16 protein-coding genes are annotated in these 16,898 nt (G+C 62.1%); 2 read left to right on the forward strand and 14 right to left on the reverse strand.

Features of this window, described 5'->3' with window-relative positions:
• Positions 1–807, reverse strand: an 807-nt coding sequence (locus AC5E6N_RS07170) for a lytic murein transglycosylase (RefSeq protein WP_491747176.1), incomplete at its 3' end; no start/stop codon positions are given.
• A 240-nt stretch (positions 808–1,047) separates the two neighbouring features.
• Between AC5E6N_RS07170 and galU the strand changes: the two genes are divergently transcribed.
• Complete coding sequence (gene galU, locus AC5E6N_RS07175) at positions 1,048–1,935, forward strand: UTP--glucose-1-phosphate uridylyltransferase GalU (RefSeq protein ID WP_491747177.1); 888 nt, start codon at positions 1,048–1,050, stop codon at positions 1,933–1,935.
• Here the strand turns inward: galU and AC5E6N_RS07180 are convergent.
• The 11 genes from AC5E6N_RS07180 to AC5E6N_RS07230 form a co-directional block, all read right to left on the reverse strand.
• Complete coding sequence (locus AC5E6N_RS07180; protein WP_491747178.1) at positions 1,932–3,320, reverse strand: outer membrane beta-barrel protein; 1,389 nt, start codon at positions 3,318–3,320, stop codon at positions 1,932–1,934. The genes galU and AC5E6N_RS07180 overlap by 4 nt on opposite strands.
• Before the next feature lie 178 nt (positions 3,321–3,498).
• A complete protein-coding gene (locus AC5E6N_RS07185; protein ID WP_491747179.1) occupies positions 3,499–3,954 on the reverse strand; it encodes an NfeD family protein in 456 nt (151 codons plus the stop codon).
• Positions 3,951–4,946, reverse strand: a complete 996-nt coding sequence (locus tag AC5E6N_RS07190; RefSeq protein WP_491747180.1) for an SPFH domain-containing protein — start codon at positions 4,944–4,946, stop codon at positions 3,951–3,953. The genes AC5E6N_RS07185 and AC5E6N_RS07190 overlap by 4 nt, the downstream gene beginning before the upstream one ends.
• Before the next feature lie 188 nt (positions 4,947–5,134).
• Positions 5,135–6,193 (reverse strand): ferrochelatase, encoded by a 1,059-nt coding sequence (gene hemH / locus AC5E6N_RS07195; RefSeq protein WP_491747181.1) that lies wholly within the window; start codon positions 6,191–6,193, stop codon positions 5,135–5,137.
• A gap of 122 nt (positions 6,194–6,315) precedes the next feature.
• Positions 6,316–6,567 (reverse strand): LysM peptidoglycan-binding domain-containing protein, encoded by a 252-nt coding sequence (locus tag AC5E6N_RS07200; protein WP_491747182.1) that lies wholly within the window; start codon positions 6,565–6,567, stop codon positions 6,316–6,318.
• Positions 6,568–6,610: 43 nt separating this feature from the next.
• Complete coding sequence (locus AC5E6N_RS07205; protein WP_491747183.1) at positions 6,611–7,861, reverse strand: phenylacetate--CoA ligase family protein; 1,251 nt, start codon at positions 7,859–7,861, stop codon at positions 6,611–6,613.
• A 96-nt stretch (positions 7,862–7,957) separates the two neighbouring features.
• Positions 7,958–8,320: an outer membrane lipoprotein Omp10 gene (gene omp10 / locus AC5E6N_RS07210; RefSeq protein WP_491747184.1), complete on the reverse strand. Its 363-nt coding sequence runs from the start codon at positions 8,318–8,320 to the stop codon at positions 7,958–7,960.
• A gap of 177 nt (positions 8,321–8,497) precedes the next feature.
• Complete coding sequence (locus AC5E6N_RS07215; RefSeq protein WP_491747185.1) at positions 8,498–9,943, reverse strand: homospermidine synthase; 1,446 nt, start codon at positions 9,941–9,943, stop codon at positions 8,498–8,500.
• 97 nt (positions 9,944–10,040) lie between these two features.
• Positions 10,041–10,673, reverse strand: a complete 633-nt coding sequence (locus AC5E6N_RS07220) for an aminotransferase class IV family protein (RefSeq protein WP_491747186.1) — start codon at positions 10,671–10,673, stop codon at positions 10,041–10,043.
• Positions 10,670–11,842, reverse strand: coding sequence for an aminodeoxychorismate synthase component I (locus AC5E6N_RS07225; RefSeq protein WP_491747187.1), 1,173 nt, complete (start codon positions 11,840–11,842; stop codon positions 10,670–10,672). Before AC5E6N_RS07225 ends, AC5E6N_RS07220 begins: the two co-directional genes overlap by 4 nt.
• 118 nt (positions 11,843–11,960) lie before the next feature.
• Positions 11,961–13,829 (reverse strand): M3 family oligoendopeptidase, encoded by a 1,869-nt coding sequence (locus tag AC5E6N_RS07230; protein ID WP_491747188.1) that lies wholly within the window; start codon positions 13,827–13,829, stop codon positions 11,961–11,963.
• Between the two features lie 385 nt (positions 13,830–14,214).
• Between AC5E6N_RS07230 and AC5E6N_RS07235 the strand changes: the two genes are divergently transcribed.
• Positions 14,215–16,053: a peptidoglycan L,D-endopeptidase MepK gene (locus AC5E6N_RS07235; protein ID WP_491747189.1), complete on the forward strand. Its 1,839-nt coding sequence runs from the start codon at positions 14,215–14,217 to the stop codon at positions 16,051–16,053.
• A gap of 27 nt (positions 16,054–16,080) precedes the next feature.
• Here the strand turns inward: AC5E6N_RS07235 and AC5E6N_RS07240 are convergent, their stop codons facing one another.
• Positions 16,081–16,344, reverse strand: a complete 264-nt coding sequence (locus tag AC5E6N_RS07240) for a DUF2312 domain-containing protein (RefSeq protein ID WP_491688734.1) — start codon at positions 16,342–16,344, stop codon at positions 16,081–16,083.
• Between the two features lie 111 nt (positions 16,345–16,455).
• Positions 16,456–16,761, reverse strand: a complete 306-nt coding sequence (locus AC5E6N_RS07245) for a DUF1244 domain-containing protein (RefSeq protein ID WP_491747190.1) — start codon at positions 16,759–16,761, stop codon at positions 16,456–16,458.
• Positions 16,762–16,898 lie beyond the last annotated feature (137 nt).

Here is a 16,898-nt window from a genome sequence, read left to right on the forward strand (position 1 = left end):
GCCGACATGTTTTGACGCGCCGCGCGGCGCCTTCACCTCGTAGCCCCAGGTCTTGCCGGTCTTCCAGCCGTTCTTGTGCAGGAGATTGGCCGCGGTGGCGAGGGCGTCGGGAACGGAGTTCCATATGTCACGGCGGCCATCGCCGTCAAAATCAACCGCGAAAGCCAGGTAGCTTGTTGGAATGAACTGTGTGTGTCCCATCGCGCCGGCCCAGGAGCCGGTGAGCTGATTCTTGCCGATCTTTCCGGATTGAAGGATTTTGAGTGCGGCAACCAGTTGCTGCCGGGCATATTTGGAGCGCCGGCGATCCGCATAGGCAAGGGTCGCAAGCGCGCGGGGCACATAGTGCAGGCGTTCGGGATAGTTGAAGACGTTGCCGTAACTCGATTCCATCGACCAGATGGCCAGTACGACCGAGCGGTGCACGCCGAACCGGCGTTCTATCTCGGCAAGCACGCGGTCGTAGCGCCGCGCCATCTGCTGGCCTGTCTCCACCGTCGTGAAATGGACGCGCGTATCGATATAGCTCCACACATCCTGTTTGAACTCGGGCTGGAAGCGTGCCTTGCGTAACACCTCCGGATCGGGCTCGCGCACGCCGGCGAACGCCGTTCTGTAGGTCGATTTCTTGATGCCGGATTTGGCGGCAACGGAATAAAAATCGTTGATCCATTTCCGAAATGCCGCATCGGCGGCGGCCGGCGGCGCTGACGAAAGCAACGCGATAGCGAGCAGGAGCAGTGTTGCAACCGCTGCTTTGGCGTTGATCAGGCGTCTGGCATTCACGATTTGTATCGGTCCGAACATGACTGGCAACAATAGCTGGGGCCCGGGGCGGAAAAAAGGCCGCCGACGGCCGGTTTTCAACACTTCAGGCATGAAATTAGCGTTGACGTCTCAACAATCTCTTAACCATATGAATGTACCGCGCCGGTCACAGGATCGTGATGGACTGCCGCAACTGGCAAAAGCCGGAGCAACGGCATATTGCAGGTGCATCACATTCGCCCCTCGCGGGCCGGAAGAGGCAATGAAAGGCTCGGTTCCATGTCGCAGAACGCCAAGGTCAGAAAAGCGGTCTTCCCGGTTGCGGGGCTTGGAACACGGTTCCTGCCGGCGACCAAGGCCATCCCGAAGGAAATGCTGACCGTTGTCGACAAGCCGGTCATCCAATATGTGGTGGATGAGGCGCGGGCCGCCGGCATAGAGCACTTCATCTTCGTCACCGGGCGAAACAAGGCGGTCATAGAAGATCATTTCGACATTCAGGTCGAGCTTTACGACACGCTGCGCAGCCGCGGCAAAACGGAAGAGCTGAGCGGCCTTCAGGACCTGCAGCCGAAGCCCGGACAGACGAGTTTTACCCGCCAGCAGGAGCCGCTCGGCCTCGGCCATGCCGTATGGTGCGCCCGCGAACTGGTCGGCGACGAGCCGTTCGCGCTGCTCCTGCCCGACATGGTGATGCAGGATGAGCGCGGTTGCCTTGCCGGTATGGTAGACCTTTATGGCCGCGTCGGCGGCAATGTGATTTCGGTCGAAGAGGTTCCGGAGGAAGAAACCCACCGGTACGGCATCGTCGGTGTCGGCGAGGATATCGGCGCGGATGGGTTCCGCATCAACGCGATGGTTGAAAAACCGACGCCGGGCACGGCTCCGTCAAACTATTTCATCAACGGACGCTATATCCTGCAGCCCGAAATCTTCTCCATCCTGGAGACGCAGGAACGCGGCGCCGGCAACGAGATTCAGATCACCGACGCGATGCTGAAGCTCGCCGAAGACCAGTCTTTCTCGGCCTATCGTTTTCGCGGCAGCACATTCGACTGCGGTTCAAAGGAAGGCTTCATCAAGGCGAATGTCTCCTTCGCGCTGACACGCGGCGATATCCGCGAGAAGGTCGAGGACGATTTGCGGCGGATGCTCAGCTCGCTTTAGCGCTGCACCTTGACGCCGAGGCCGACAAAAAGATCGTTCTGGTCGGTTCCGCCATCGCTTGTGGTGCGCTCATAGGTGACGGCGCCGTCGAGCGCGAAATAGCGGTTCCACCACCAGGTAAAGCCGGCGCCGGCGCCGAAGATCGTCTCGTTCGGCGTGATGCCGACATAGTCCCGCCAGCCGACGAAACCGCTGACATTGGCGCTCAGGCTGGTGCGCAACCGATGGGTGACGTCGACGCTCGCCGTGTAAAGCACCGAGCCGGGCTCGTTTGCGGTGGTCGAATCTTCCAGGGATGTCGCCAGCCCCATCAGCACGTCGGTGCCGCGGCGCGGCGACCAGGTGGCAAAGCCATCAATGGTGAATGCCTGGATGGGTTCAAGCCGGCTGTCGTCGATATCCCTCTGAGCGTAGCCCACGGCGATTTCACCGGTCAGCTTCTCGTCGAAATCCGCTGCGACACCCGTGCGCAGCCCGTAGGTGGTGGAGGAACGGTCGAAGCCGGAAGCGTCGAGCGTGTCGTCATAGATGATCTGGCCGCCGTCTCCCTCGACGAACGGGCGGTAGGCCGAGCCGGTTTCAAGTCCGGCGCGCAGCGTCACCGTGTAGTTGCTCTGATTTCGGTCGGCGAGCGAGACGAGCGTGCCGTCGGAGAGTTCGGCGCTGCCATAGGTGGTTCGTCCGCCGCTTAAGGTCGCCGTGCCGCGCCAGGAGCCGAAGAGATGGCTGAGCGATCCGGCGGCGGCAAAGTCGTGAACCTCGGCCTGGGCGGTGGCGTTGGCGACGGCGTTCGCGTCCGTCGGGTCTTCCCGGCCGAACTGATAATCGATGCCGAGATTGGCGGTTGTCGTGGATGACAGATCAAGCCTCAGGTCAGCGCCGATGGACGTGCTCGGATCCTCGGAACCGTCGCCGCTGATGGTTTTGTCGATCACCTGCTCGGCGCCGATGACCAACTGGTGCCGGGACCAGTCCGATTCGATTTCGGTTTCGAGGACCGTTCTGCTGTAGGTCCGCGATGTGTCGGCCGAGCCGTCGCGGTCATGTTCATGGGCGATCTGCTGGGTGATCGAGGGCCGCATGATGAACGTGCCGACACGGATGCCGACCGGATCGAAGGGATTGTCCTCATCAGCGCGCGCGGTGCCCTGGGCAACCGGCGGCGTCGACGGGTTAACGCTGTCGCCGGTCTGCACGGGCTGTGCCGGGTTGAGAATGAGCGGCTCGACAGGCGCGGTATCGTCAACCTGAACGGTTTGCGGTGTCGTGTCTTCCAGATCGTCCAGATCACGCAGGAGACGCCGGTGCTCCGTGTCGCTCAAGCCACCCTCATCCGCGATCCCGCGCAAAAGGAAATCCTCATCGGCAATGGCTTGTGCATTCACAGCTTTTATGCCGCCGGGGCCTGCGGTCAGTGCAAGCAGAATCAGCCCGGCCCGCAGCGCAGGTGAGTGGAAACCGGAGCCAGAAGGATTACAATAACGCGGCGCCATGGACGGGAGGCCTGAACGAAAGAGGTCTGAAATCTTGTCAAACCGTAAATCGTCATGGTTAAGGCTTCCTTTACGCAGGCTCCACGCGCAACTCCCGTCCGGTGCTTTCGACCACCTTGACCCGTGCGCCGACGGGAAGGTTCGGCCCGCTGACGACCCATGTCGTGTCGTCTATGCGAATGCGGCCGCGGCCTTCGGCGATGGGTTCGCTCAAGGTCGCCGTCCGGCCGACCAGGCTTTCACCCCGTTTGTTGAGCAGCGGCTCGTCGCTCTCGCCGCTGCCTTTCATCACGCGGCGGCCGATGATGGCGACCGCCACCGCAAGGACGGCGAAAACGAGAATTTGAAGCTGCCAGCCCCAGAACGGGTCGGACCAGAAGAAAAGCGAAATGCAGCCGACGATGATTGCGGCAATGCCGATCCAGATCAGGAACACGCCGGGCATGAAGATTTCGGCGGCCAGCAGAACCAGCCCGAGAACCATCCAGCTCCAGGGGCCAAGCTCCTCTACGATGCGCTCGATCATGCCTCGCCGCCCCTTTGCCCGGTGGTCGGCACCGAGCCGCTGCTTCGCGACGGTGCCGAGGGCTGCCCGCCGCCGTCGCCGAAGACGTCCCTGGCAATGGCGCCGATGCCGCCCAGCGAGCCGATGAGCGAAGAGGCCTCCATGGGCATCAGCACGATCTTCTGGTTGCTTGCCGTGCCGATCGATGCCAGGGCTTCGGTATATTTCTGGGCAACGAAGTAGTTGATCGCCTGAACGTCACCGACGGCAATGGCCTCGGAAACGACGCGGGTGGCCTTCGCTTCGGCCTCGGCAAGCCGCTCGCGGGCCTCGGCTTCGCGGAAGGCTGCTTCCCTGGTGCCTTCGGCCTCGAGGATCGCCGCCTGTTTGGCGCCCTCGGCGCGCAGGATCTGCGCGTTGCGCGAGCCTTCCGCCTCAAGCACCTCGGCGCGCTTTTCACGCTCCGCCTTCATCTGGCGCGCCATGGCGTTGACCAGATCGCTCGGCGGGTTGATGTCCTTGATCTCGACGCGGGTGATCTTGATGCCCCAGGGGCTTGCGGCTTCGTCGACGACCCTGAGCAGCCGGTCGTTGATCGCGTCGCGGTTGGACAGAAGCTCGTCAAGGTCCATGGATCCCATGACGGAACGGATATTGGTCATGGTCAGGTTCAGCAGTGCGACTTCGAGCTGGTTGACCTGATAGGCCGCCTGCGGAGCGTTGAGCACCTGGTAGAAGGCTACGGCATCCGCGGCGACACTCGCATTGTCCTTGGTGATCACCTCCTGTGTGGGCACGTCGAGGACCTGTTCCATCATGTTCATGCGCGAACCGATGCGGTCGACAAAGGGAACGATCAGGTTCAATCCCGGCTCCAGGGTCCGCGTGTAACGCCCGAACCGCTCGACCGTGTGGTTGAAACCCTGCGGTATCGTCTTGATTCCGGCAAACAGGACAAGGATGACGAGAACAACAAACACGATGACTGCAATGTCGACTCCGGCCAAAGGCATATTCTTTCTCCTGTCTGTACAAGTTTGGTTGTGCGGCGGCGAGGGCCTTCCGGCCGGCCGAATCAGCCGAGCCCGTTTCCCCCTGCCGCCCTAAGATGGATGCAAGCTTGAAAAGTTGCAAATGGTGCCGCCGCGTGATGTGGATTGCGGACCGATCGGAGTGACATCCGACCGGCTCCAGGCCGGATTCAGATCCAGCCCTGCAATTCCCGCCGGACCACGGTCTCGATGACCTGCATGCCGGCGTCGCCATCATTGAGGCAGGGGATATGCGTGAACTGCTCCCCACCATGCTCATGGAATATCTCGCCGGCCTCGCCGGCGATCTCTTCCAGCGTTTCGAGACAATCGGAGACAAATCCGGGATTGATCACGGCGATGCGCTTGATGCCGTCCTTCGCAAGTTTCTCGACCGTTTCGTCCGTATAGGGCTGGAGCCACTCCTCCGGTCCGAAGCGCGACTGGAAGGCGGTCATCAGTTTCTTTTCGCCCCAGCCGAGCTCGGCGCGCACCAGCCGCATCGTCTTCATGCAATGGCAGTGATAGGGATCGCCCTTCCTGAAATAGGATTGCGGGATGCCGTGAAACGACGCGAGCACCACCTCCGGCTCCCAGTCGAGTGTCGACAGGTGCCCGGTGATGGAGTTGGCGATCGCGGACACATAGGCAGGATCGTCGTGATAGGGCGGGACGGTGCGCAGCGCCGGCTGCCAGCGCATGCTCTGAAGCGTCTCGAAGGCCTTGTCGTTGACGGTCGCCGTCGTGCTGGCCGCATATTGCGGATAAAGCGGGAAGATCAGTATCCGCTCGCAGCCTGTATCCTTCAGCGCCGTCAGCCGGTCGGCAATGGAAGGCTGGCCGTAGCGCATGGCCCAGTCCACCCGGACATCAGGGTGGTTGTCGAGGCGTTTTGCCAGCGCAACGGACTGGTTGCGCGTATAGGTCCTCAGATAGCTCTCGTCACGCTCCTTGTTCCAGATCGTTTCATAGGCCTTGCCGACCCTGCCAGGACGGGTGTTGAGGACGATGCCGAACAGGATCGGGTACCAGAGGGTGCGCGGCCACTCGATCACCCGCTTGTCGGTGAGGAACTCGCGCAGATAGCGGCGCATGGACGTATAGTCCGTTCCGTCCGGTGTGCCGAGATTGACGATGAGCACGCCCACTTTGCCGAAGGCGACGGTCGGATGGCCGTCCGGCAAAGGTGTGGCTGCGGATTCGATCTTTTTCTTGTCGGCGTGTTCCATTGGGCTCCCCGGTTGTCCGTTCGGAACATATGCGCAACCGGTGCTTTTTCAAGCGTAAAGCGCTGCCAGTGGACGGGCGGCAAAACGCCGCCCGCCGGGGCGACGTTTGTTGTCTTGGGCGATCAGTTGCCCTTCGCGGGAATATTCAACTGCTGACCGACCTCCAGCTGATGCGGGTTCTGGTCCGGATTGGTGTTGGCGATGTCGCCCCAGCTGAACGGGTCGCCGAGATATTTCGAGTGCGTATAGGCATGGACCAACTGGCAGATGAAAACGGGTCTGCAGACCGCTGATCGCGCGTTCGGACCGGCGGCTGTGACAGCGCCGGCGCGGTCCCTCCGGTCAAGGGCTTCGCGCAGGGGCCATGTTCCCATCAATCAGGAGCCGCCGCAAGCAGCGGTGGTGCCAATCCAACGGCTATGCGTCGTAGTCCCGCTCGTCGGAAATCACCTTGCCGTCGTTCGGGAGACGGCCATCCGATACAACCACATCGCCCTTGAGTTTTGTCACGTCCGCCAGGGTCTCGGTCAGTGCGGACCGGCTCGGCGCCGCACCCGGCACGGGCTCGATATGGAGGGTCATGGCATCCTGGTCGCCGTCCCGGCGTACGACGAGCCGGGCACGGGCCACGTCCGTGTGGCGCTCGACGATCGCGGCGACCTGTTTCGGGTCGACGAACATGCCCTTGATCTTGGTGCGCTGGTCGGCGCGTCCCATCCAGCCCTTGATGCGCGTGCCGGTCCGGCCGCAGGGAGAGCGGCCCTCGAGCACCGCCGTCATGTCGCCCGTTCCGAAACGGATCAGCGGGTAGGCGGGGTTCAGCGAGGTAACGACGATCTCTCCGACTTCACCGTCGGCGACAGGATCGCCGGTTCCCGGGCGGACGATTTCGACAATCATGTTTTCATTGACGATCATGCCCGGGTAGGGATTGCCGTCGTCATCGGCGCTCTCATAGGCGATAACGCCGATATCTGCCGTGGCGTAGGACTGCATGACCCGGATGCCGCGGTCGCGGTATTCCTCGCGCAATGACGGGAACAATGCGCCGCCGGATACCATCGCCCGCTTGATCGAGGATATGTCGCAGCCGGCCTCCTCGGCCTTGTCGAGCAGGACCTTCAGATAGTCCGGCGTTCCCGTATAGGCGGTCGGCCTCAAGGCCGCCGCCGCTTCGACCTGTGCCTGTGTATTGCCGATGCCGGCGGGAAAGACGAGGCAGCCGAGCGCCCGCGCACCCTCGTCGAGCACAAACGCACCGGGGGTCATATGGTAGGAAAAGGTGTTGTGGACGATATCGCCGGAGCGCAGCCCGGCGGCGAAAAGGCTGCGGGCCGACTGCCATGGGTCGGCGCCGAAACCCTGCGGTTCCCACACCGGCCCGGGCGACATGAAGACATGGTTTCCGATGAGGGCGTCCGGATCGGCGAGGCCGCCGAAGGGCGGTTTTGCAGCCTGCATCCGCATGAGTTCGGGTTTGCGCAGCACCGGCAGGCGCGCCAGCGCCTCGCGGCTGGTGACCGTCGACGGATCATGGCCGGCAAGCCACTCGCGAAGGCCTTCCGCCTTGCTCATCGCGTCCGCGAGAAAGGCGGGAAGGGCAGCAAACAGGGCGTCTTCACGCTCGCCCGGGCTCTGTGTCTCGAGATTATCAAAATACGACGTCACGATGGGCTCTTACCTTACGTTAGTTAGAATTGTTTGCTCGACACAAACCACGCCGGAGCGGCCGGTTCTGCGCTGGCTGTTTTTGCGCGTTGGCGGTCAGACCAGCCGCCGCGTCAGAGAAAACTGGTCACCGCTGCTGGACGTGCAGTTGAGCCGCGTCGGCGAGACCAGTGAACAGTTGACCCGGGCATTGGTGCCGCGCACCAGGGAACGAATATCGACCTGCACGAGCCGGGGGTTGATATAGGTGTATTGGCCGGTCGCCAGCAGGGTGTTCGTGTCGGTGGTGCGGGTTTCAAACCGGCCCGCCGTGAAACGCGACTGGATTCCATTGGGATCGAGCCATTCGCCCTCGATCGAATTCGGGTCATAGCCGGGTCCCGGGCCGTAGCCCGCCTGACATCCCGCCAGCCCAAGCGCCGCCGCCGCCAGGATTACGCGCCTGATCCAATGCCGCATTTTTAGCCTCCGCGTTGCTGATGTGGACCGGTGCCGGGAATGCCGGTTCGGACAAGCCCCCACTGTGTCCGATCCAAGTCTAAGGCAGACTTGCTCTCGTGCAACTGATAACACCGGCCGAGCCGATCCTGCAATAAGAACCGGAGACAACAGCCGGCCAGGAGGCGCCCGCCGTTGCTAATGCACCAGAACGTTGCGAAACTGCCACGCATCCGTTTCATCGAGGTCTTCCGGAAACAGGCCGGGCCGGCCGGTCAGGGGCGTCCAGTCCGTATAGTGGCCCTCGACCGGTCCGAGATAGGGCAGTTGCACTTCGAGGCACCGGCGGAAGTCCATCTCATCGGTTTCGACGATGCCGGCCTCAGGGTTTTCCAGAGCCCAGACCATGCCCGCGATCACCGCCGACGTGACCTGCAGGCCCGTTGCGTTCTGGTAGGGCGCGATCTCGCGTGTTTCCTCGACAGACAGGCGCGAGCCGTACCAGTAGGCGTTCTTCGCATGGCCGTAGAGCAGCACGCCGAGTTCGTCGATGCCGTCGACCAGTTCATGTTCGTCGAGGACATGCAGAACCGGCTGCTGGTTGCCGCCATTGCCGAACATTTCGTGCAGGGAAAGGACGGCGTCATTGGCCGGGTGGTAGGCATAGTGGCAGGTCGGACGGAAGACGACATTGCCGCTTGCATCCTTCAATGTGAAGAAGTCGGCGATGGAAATGGATTCGTTGTGGGTGACCAGGAAGCCGTATTGCGGGCCGGGCGTCGGACACCAGGTGCGCACGCGCGTGTTTGCTCCCGGCTGGTCGAGATAAATCGCCGCCCGGCATCCGGCCTCGTGGGTATGGGCGTTGTCGGGTTTCCATTTCTCATGGGTGCCCCAGCCGAGTTCGGACGGCTGCAGGCCTTCCGATATGAATCCTTCGGCGGACCATGTGTTCCAGAAAACATCAAGAGGCTTGGGCAGTTTCGCCCGCTGCGTATCGCGCTCGGCGATATGGATACCCTTGACGCCGGCCTTGTGCATCAGGTCCGCCCAGCCTTGCCGGTCAGCCTGGCCCGGGACCGTGAATTCGAGGCCGAGATCGGTGGCCAGATTGACCAGCGCCTGTTTGACGAACCACGAGACCATTCCGGGATTGGCGCCGCAGCATGATACGGCGGTTGTGCCGCCCGGATTCGCGATCTTTTCCTGCCGCACGGTTTCGCGCAGGGCATAATTGGTGCGCGCGGCATTGTCGGCGGTTTCGTCGAAATAGAAGCCCAGCCAGGGTTCGACCACGGTGTCGATATAGGGCACTTCGATCTCGCGGCAGAATTTCATCAGTTCAAGCGACGACGTGTCGACGGACAGGTTGACACAAAAACCCTGTCCCTCCCCCTCGGTCAGCAGCGGGCCGAGGACATCGCGGTAGTTGTCGGGTGTCAGGGCCGCCTGCACATAGCGCACGCCGTGTTTGTCAAGCAGGTCCTCGTCATCATTGCGCGGGTCGATGACAACCATACGGGATTTGTCGTAGTCGAAATGCCGTTCGATCAGCGGCAGCGTGCCGCGGCCGATCGAGCCGAATCCGATCATGACGATCGGTCCGTCGATTTTGCCGTAAACGGGATGGTCGGCATGCGCCATGGCTGGTCCTTTCAGCGGATAATGGAGGTCGGGTGCGTTTTTGCCGATGCTCTAAGCATAAACACAGCCGCGATGGAAGCGGCCTTGTGCGCCCTTGCTAATCGTTCACGACCGCCGGCAGCAGGCCCCGCAGTGAATTGCCGATGTAAAGGGCGCGCGCGCTGCGTAAATCGTCAAGTGTCAGGACCGCTTGCCTCGCCCTGCCGGTGTCGAGCAGTTCCTGCCTGAGCACCCCGGCGAGCAGACCGCAACTGAGCGACGGTGTAAGCAAGACACCGTTCTCGTCCGTTTGGACAAAGAGGTTTGTGATGGTGCCCTCGCAGACCTCGGACCTTTCGTTGAGCAACAGGACCTCGTCGGCCTGCGCGGCCGGGAATTGCGCCCGGGCTTCGGCATAGACGCTTCTGGATGTCGTCTTGTGCCGCAGCAGAGTGTTGCCTGAGTCCAGGCGCACCGACGTCACGGCGAGCCGCCAGACCCTGTCATGCGTCTCGGGAGGGTGTGGACAGCTGTTGACGGTGATGTGCCCGGACGGCGACAGTTCGATGCGAACCCTGTGGTCCTCGCCATCCGGATCGAGCCCGGCGAGCAGTTGGTCCAGCCGCTCGCCGTCATAGGGTATCGATAAAGCCTGCGCCGATGTCTTCAGACGGCTGAGATGTCTGTCCAGCCTGTCAAATGTCCCGTCAGCGCGCAGGCGCATCGTTTCGATCAGACCGGGTGCATTCACGATGCGACCTCCTGATCCACTAGGACATCCAGCGCGTAACGCGCCTTGATGCGGCATTCGTCATACTCGGCGCGCGCATCGGAATCGAAAATGATCCCGCCGCCGACATTGAAGACGGCCCTGCCGTCGGGAAACAGGCTGATCGTACGGATTGCGACGTTGAACTCCATGCTGCCGGACGGGGCGACCCAGCCGATCGAGCCGCAGTATACGTTCCGGTCCGTGTCCTCCAGACCATGCAGGATTTCCATGGCGCGTATCTTCGGGGCTCCGGTAATGGAACCGCAGGGGAAGATCGCCCGCATGATATCGGTCACCGTCGTGCCCGGCTCCAGCCGGCCGCGCACCCGGCTGATCATCTGATGGACGGTCGAGAAGGTCTCGACGTGATAGATCTGTGGAACGTCGACACTGCCGGCGGAACAGATGCGGGACAGATCGTTGCGCAACAGGTCGACAATCATCAGGTTTTCGCTGCGGCACTTGGGATCCCGTTCAAGCTGGCGCTTGAGCGCCGCATCCTGTGAGGCGGTGACGCCGCGCGGCGCCGTGCCCTTCATCGGTTTGCTTTCGATCCAGCCATCCCGGTCGACGCGAAGGAAGAGCTCCGGCGACCGGGAGACGATTTCCGGCCCTTCCAGACGCACCAGCGCGCTGTGCGCAACCGCCTGGCGGCCTCGCAGCCCGTTGAACAGGGCGACGGCGTTGTCGGCGCAGTCCGCCTCGATTTCGTAGGTCAGGTTCGCCTGAAAACAGTCGCCGGCATGCAGATGCGCGCGCAGCCGGTCGAAGCGGGCCTCATAAGCCGCAAAATCCCAGCGGTGGCGGGCGCCCGACAGGGCGCCGTCGTTCCCGGGGACCGCGAGGATGTCTGCCGCGCGCCCGGGCGATTGCGGCGCATCGAAAAGGCCGAAACACAGGAGCGGGCAGGAGCGCATCGCCGCCTTGCGCGGTGCCAGCCGCGATGCCAGCGCCGGTTCCAGCGCGATGCCCGCTTCATAGGTGATGTATCCGGCGCACCATAATCCGTCCCTTGCCGCCTGCTGGAGTCGGTCGAGCGCCGGCACGACGTCGTCCTGCGTCCAGGCGGTGACCACGGCACATGCGCCGGCAAAACACAGGGTCTCGCCGGTGAAATCGTTCCGGAAGAGAATGAATTGGTCGTCCATGGCCGGGTTGCGGGGTTCGTTTTCAGCATCGGCGCCGCCTGTTTGGCGAACGCCTGCATCTACCGCGCCGCGCCTGCGAGCGCAACAATGCGCCCGCGCCACGTTGCGGTGGAGGCGCTCAGGTGTCGAGCGCGTCCAGTTCGTCGATCAGCCCTTCGATCATGGCAAGGCCCTGGCTCCAGAAAGCCGGGTCGCCCGCGTCGAGGCCAAACGGCGCGAGAAGCTCCGAATGGTGCTTTGTGCCGCCCGCCTTCAGCATGTCGAAATAGCGTTCCTGAAAGCCGTCCTCGGCGTTCTGATAGACCGCGTAGAGGGAGTTCACCAGGCAGTCGCCGAAGGCATAGGCATAGACGTAGAAGGGCGAATGGATGAAGTGCGGGATATAGGCCCAGAATGTCTCGTAGCCCTCGGAAATCCGGATCGCCGGGCCGAGGCTTTCGTGTTGCACCGATATCCAGAGCTCGCCGATCTGTTCGGATGTCAGTTCGCCTTCCCCGCGGGCCGTGTGGACCTTTCTCTCAAACTGATAGAAGGCGATCTGACGCACGACCGTGTTGATCATGTCCTCGACCTTCTGGGCCAGCATGGCCTTGCGTTCCTTGCGGTCCTGCGTGCTGTTCAGCAAGGTGCGGAAGGTCAGCATCTCTCCGAAAACGGAGGCGGTTTCGGCAAGCGTCAGCGGCGTCTGCGCCATCAGCGCGCCCTGTTCTGCGGCCAGCACCTGATGCACGCCGTGCCCGAGTTCGTGCGCAAGGGTCATCACATCACGCGGCTTGCCCATATAGTTCAGCAGAACATAGGGGTGCACCGACGGTACCGTGGGGTGAGCGAAGGCTCCAGGCGCCTTGCCGGCGCGAACCGGTGCGTCGATCCAGTTACGCTCGAAGAAGCGGCCGGCGATTTCCGCCATGCGCGGGTCGAAATCGCGATAGGCCGAAAGGACGGTCTCGCGCGCCGTGTCCCAGCCGATGAGCGATTTGGGCGTTTCGGGCAGCGGCGCGTTGCGGTCCCAGAAGTTCATGACGTCCATGCCGAGCCATTTTGCCTTCATGGCGTAGTAGCGGTGCGAGAGCCGCGGATAGGCTTGCGAGACCGCGTCCGAGAGGGCATCGACGACCTGCCGTTCCACACGGTTGGCAAGATGCCGGCTGTCGGCGATATCGGCAAAGCCGCGCCACCGGTCGGAGATTTCCTTGTCCTTTGCGAGCGTGTTGGTGATCAGTGTGAAGGTGCGGATGTTTTCCGCGAATGTCTTCGACAGAGCCATCGCCGCATTGCGCCGTTCGTCGGGCTCGGCCGATTGCAGCTTGTTGAGTGCCGGCTCCAGCGTCAGTTGCTCGCCGTCGACATCGAACCTCAGCGACGCCATGGTCTCGTCGAAAAGGCGGTTCCAGGCGCCGTGGCCGGTGACGGATTTTTCCAGGAAAAGCTGCTCGATCCGGTCCTCGAGCTGATAGGGCTTGTCGAGGCGCAGGTCGATGAGCCACGGCCGGTAGTGGGCCGTCTGCGGGTCGCTTTCGATCGCCGCGTCGATCGCCGCATCCCCGACGCGGTTGATTTCGAGCGGGAAGAACAGCAGCCGGCTGCTGATATCAGTGACGTTCGACCGCACGTCGCCGTAGAACTTGGCTCTTGCCGGATCGCTCGTGTCGGAGAAATAGGTCAGGCCGGCGAAGGATATGATCCGGCCCATCAGTTCCTCGAGAGCCTCGTATTGACGCAGCGCCGCGCCGAGCCCCTCATCGCCGCCCGCATCGACCGCTGTCTCCAGGCGGCCTTTCCAGCGCTCCTCGAAGGCGGCGCTTTCGCTTGCAGCCCGTTCAAGGTCGTCCTTGAGCTGCGGCGCATCCATGGCCTCGTAGAGATCGTTCAGATCCCATTGCGGAAGCTTGCCGAGGGTTTCATCCTGTCCGCCGGCTGACCCGGTTTCGGCCAGGGCGTGGCTGGGACCGGAAATATCGTCATAAAAATAGCGGGTTGCCGGCATTGTGGGGGCCTCGTGGAAAAATGTCTCAGGACAAATAGGACTGATTTCGGCGTTCTCCGGACGGTCGGTCGTCGGCGTTCTATCTTTTTTTCGGAAAATACTCACGAACTGTCCCAGTCTGACACGATTCGAGATTAATAGAACTGGTTAAATTCACGCATTGTTAGAACTTTGTTCACTATAAATATCATTTGACACCGAGTGTGAGGGGTTTGCCTTGCTCTTACCGCAATTGTCGTACAGCAGTGCCGGAACGACAATTCTGTTCTGAAATTACCGGATAAACCAATACGATAGGTTGACCGGACGTCGGATTAGCAGAATTATCGTGGGACAAGTTGGGGACGCAGGGAATTTTGGGAACTTGCCGAGTAGGTCTCAACGCATGACCAGAGCTGTCAGTGGGCGCAGCCGGGCGGTCGCCGCTGCGCTTGCGGCGGTGGTGTGTCTGGCCGCCGCGTCGCCGTCCCTGGCCGAGACCCGCTCGCTCAAATTGTATTTCATCCACACCAAGGAACGGGCGACGATCACGTTCAAGAAGAACGGGCGTTATGTGCCCGGCGGTCTGAAAAAGCTCAACCGGTTCCTGCGTGACTGGCGGCAGAAAGAGTCCACCAAGATGGATCCGCGCCTGTTCGACCTCCTGTGGGAGGTCTATCAGGCAAGCGGCTCGAGACAACACATTCACGTGGTTTCCGCATTCCGCTCGCCGAAGACCAATGCGATGCTGCGCAAGCGCTCGCGCGGCGTTGCGAAGAACAGCCAGCACACTCTGGGCAAAGCCATCGACTTCTACCTGCCCGACGTGCCGGTCAAGAAGGTTCGCCAGATCGGAATGAGGTTTCAGGTCGGCGGGGTCGGCTACTATCCGAAGTCGGGATCGCCCTTCGTGCATTTGGATGTCGGCAGTGTGCGCTCCTGGCCGCGGATGAACCGCAAGGAACTGACGCGCCTGTTCCCGAAGGGCAAGACGCTGCATCTGCCATCGGACGGCAAGCCGTTGCCTGGCTACAATCAGGCGCTGGCCGATTACAAGAAACGTGTCAGCGCCAACAGCATTCAGGTTGCCGGCAAGCGCTCGATCCGCAGACCGACGCGTGACAACGATCGTGGCAGCGGTGGCGGGAATCTGCTGGCAGGTCTGTTCGGCGGCGGAAACAACAAGGACGAACCGAAAGAGACGCAGCGGACGGTTGTCGCGGCCGCGTCGGCACTTCCGGGCGTCGATGCAGGGGGCAGTCTGACGCCCGATCTTGCCATCGTGCCGACACCCGCGGTTCGGCCGACGGCGCCTGCCCAGGACGTACAGATCGCCCTGGCATCGGCAACACCGCGTGAACTCAGCCCCGAGGCCACTACGGCGACCTTCCGGCCAAGGCTGCCCGCCGCGGCGATCCCGCAGGATGGAACCGGTCCGGTCGCAACGGCGTCCGCGCGCGGTGCCGCGCTGCCGGTGCCGGCGCTGCGGGCCGGCGCTTCCGACGACCAGGGCGCTGTCGAACTGACAGCGAACGAACCGACTTCTTCGGAGGTCATTCTGGCATCGTTGCTCGTCGAGCCGACCTATGCGGCGACGGGCAATCCGGGGTTGACCAGACAGGAACTCGGCCTTCAGCAGGGCATCACGGCAGGCGAGGGCGGAACGGTAACAAAACTTTCCTATGTGCCGCGCCCGTTGAAACGTCCTGACCTTGCGTCACCGGAAGCGCAGGCATTGGCTGCCGTCGTCGGCGAAGATGTGCCGGGCGGCCTGTCCTACGAGATGGTGTCAGGCATTCCGATACCGCAACCATCGCCGTTCGGCTCGTCGGCGGCGGATGAAATGGTGGCGCTGCCGCCGCTGCAGGTGGCGCTTGCTCCGCCTTCAGGCAATACGTCCGGCGCGCGCATCAATGTTTTCGCGCCGAATGTGATCCCGGCGACGTCAAAACGCAGCCGTCCGACCGCCAACGATGCGATCGGCGAGCGGCCGTCGGCGGTACGCACAGAACCGGTCCTGACGCCGACAATGATCACGCACAATGCCTTTGCCGCACACAGCGTATCGGGCATGGACGCCCCGGTCAGCGCACCGCAGTTTGTGTCAAGCCACATGCGCACGGCACCTGAAACCGTCCACGTTGCAGGCTTCTCGACCGAAAACCGCATTGCCAGCGCGGACCGGTTCACCGGGACGGCCGTCAACTTCCAGGCGGTTGCCCGGTTCGAGGTCCACAGCCGCTAACGGAATGTGAGACACGCCCGCGGCGCATTATTCCTGCGGCGGAGCCTCGGCCATGCCAAGGGCGTGGAGATAGGTGTCCAGCACGGCTTCCTGTTCCATACGCTCGTTTTGGTCCTGCTTGCGGATCGAAATCACCTTGCGCAGGACCTTGGTGTCAAATCCCATAGATTTTGCCTCGCCGTAGACTTCCTTGATATCATCGGCGACGGTCTTTTTTTCTTCTTCCAGTCTCTCGATACGCTCGACGAATGAACGCAACTGGTCCCTGGCTACTCCATGGGCTTCGGACATGGGCGACTCTCCTGAACAGTAAAAACGCCGCGGAGAGGTGCCCCGGCGCGCGCTCCGCGTCAAGGGGGTCAGGAAAATAGTTTTTAGCTGTGCGCCCGATGCGACAGGCGATCAGTGGTCCTTGTGGGAGCGGGCGAATGCGGCCTTCTGTTCCTCGGTCGCTTCGGTCTGATACTTTTCCCGCCAGATCTCGTAAGGCATGCCGTAGACGATCTCCCGTGCCTCCGGTTTGGTCAGTTCGACGCCGGCTTCGTTGGCGGCTTTCTGATACCAGTTTGAAAGGCAGTTGCGGCAAAAACCGCCGAGGTTCATCAGGTCGATATTTTGCACATCGGTCCGCTCGCGCAGATGTTCGACGAGGGTGCGGAAGGCGGCGGCTTCGAATTCGGTGCGCTGCTGTTTGGTCAGTTCGGTCATCGTGCTCTCTGGACTTTCTGTTTATACGGGATAACGGATTCAACTCGGGCAATATTTCTTATTGTTTTCGCATGAATCCGACATAATGCGGCCGGGCTCGATAATCCACCTGGCGCGTCGCAAAACCATGAGGTGCG

It is taken from the genome of Hoeflea sp., assembly GCF_984452065.1.

Excerpts from the sequence above, each read along its gene's own strand:
- galU (WP_491747177.1), top strand. The coding sequence starts at position 1,048 with ATGTCGCAGAACGCCAAGGTCAGAAAAGCGGTCTTCCCGGTTGCGGGG.
- AC5E6N_RS07185 (WP_491747179.1), bottom strand. The coding sequence starts at position 3,954 with ATGATCGAGCGCATCGTAGAGGAGCTTGGCCCCTGGAGCTGGATGGTT.
- AC5E6N_RS07190 (WP_491747180.1), bottom strand. The coding sequence starts at position 4,946 with ATGCCTTTGGCCGGAGTCGACATTGCAGTCATCGTGTTTGTTGTTCTC.
- hemH (WP_491747181.1), bottom strand. The coding sequence starts at position 6,193 with ATGGAACACGCCGACAAGAAAAAGATCGAATCCGCAGCCACACCTTTG.
- AC5E6N_RS07200 (WP_491747182.1), bottom strand. The coding sequence starts at position 6,567 with ATGGGAACATGGCCCCTGCGCGAAGCCCTTGACCGGAGGGACCGCGCC.
- omp10 (WP_491747184.1), bottom strand. The coding sequence starts at position 8,320 with ATGCGGCATTGGATCAGGCGCGTAATCCTGGCGGCGGCGGCGCTTGGG.
- AC5E6N_RS07215 (WP_491747185.1), bottom strand. The coding sequence starts at position 9,943 with ATGGCGCATGCCGACCATCCCGTTTACGGCAAAATCGACGGACCGATC.
- AC5E6N_RS07225 (WP_491747187.1), bottom strand. The coding sequence starts at position 11,842 with ATGGACGACCAATTCATTCTCTTCCGGAACGATTTCACCGGCGAGACC.
- AC5E6N_RS07230 (WP_491747188.1), bottom strand. The coding sequence starts at position 13,829 with ATGCCGGCAACCCGCTATTTTTATGACGATATTTCCGGTCCCAGCCAC.
- AC5E6N_RS07235 (WP_491747189.1), top strand. The coding sequence starts at position 14,215 with ATGACCAGAGCTGTCAGTGGGCGCAGCCGGGCGGTCGCCGCTGCGCTT.
- AC5E6N_RS07240 (WP_491688734.1), bottom strand. The coding sequence starts at position 16,344 with ATGTCCGAAGCCCATGGAGTAGCCAGGGACCAGTTGCGTTCATTCGTC.
- AC5E6N_RS07245 (WP_491747190.1), bottom strand. The coding sequence starts at position 16,761 with ATGACCGAACTGACCAAACAGCAGCGCACCGAATTCGAAGCCGCCGCC.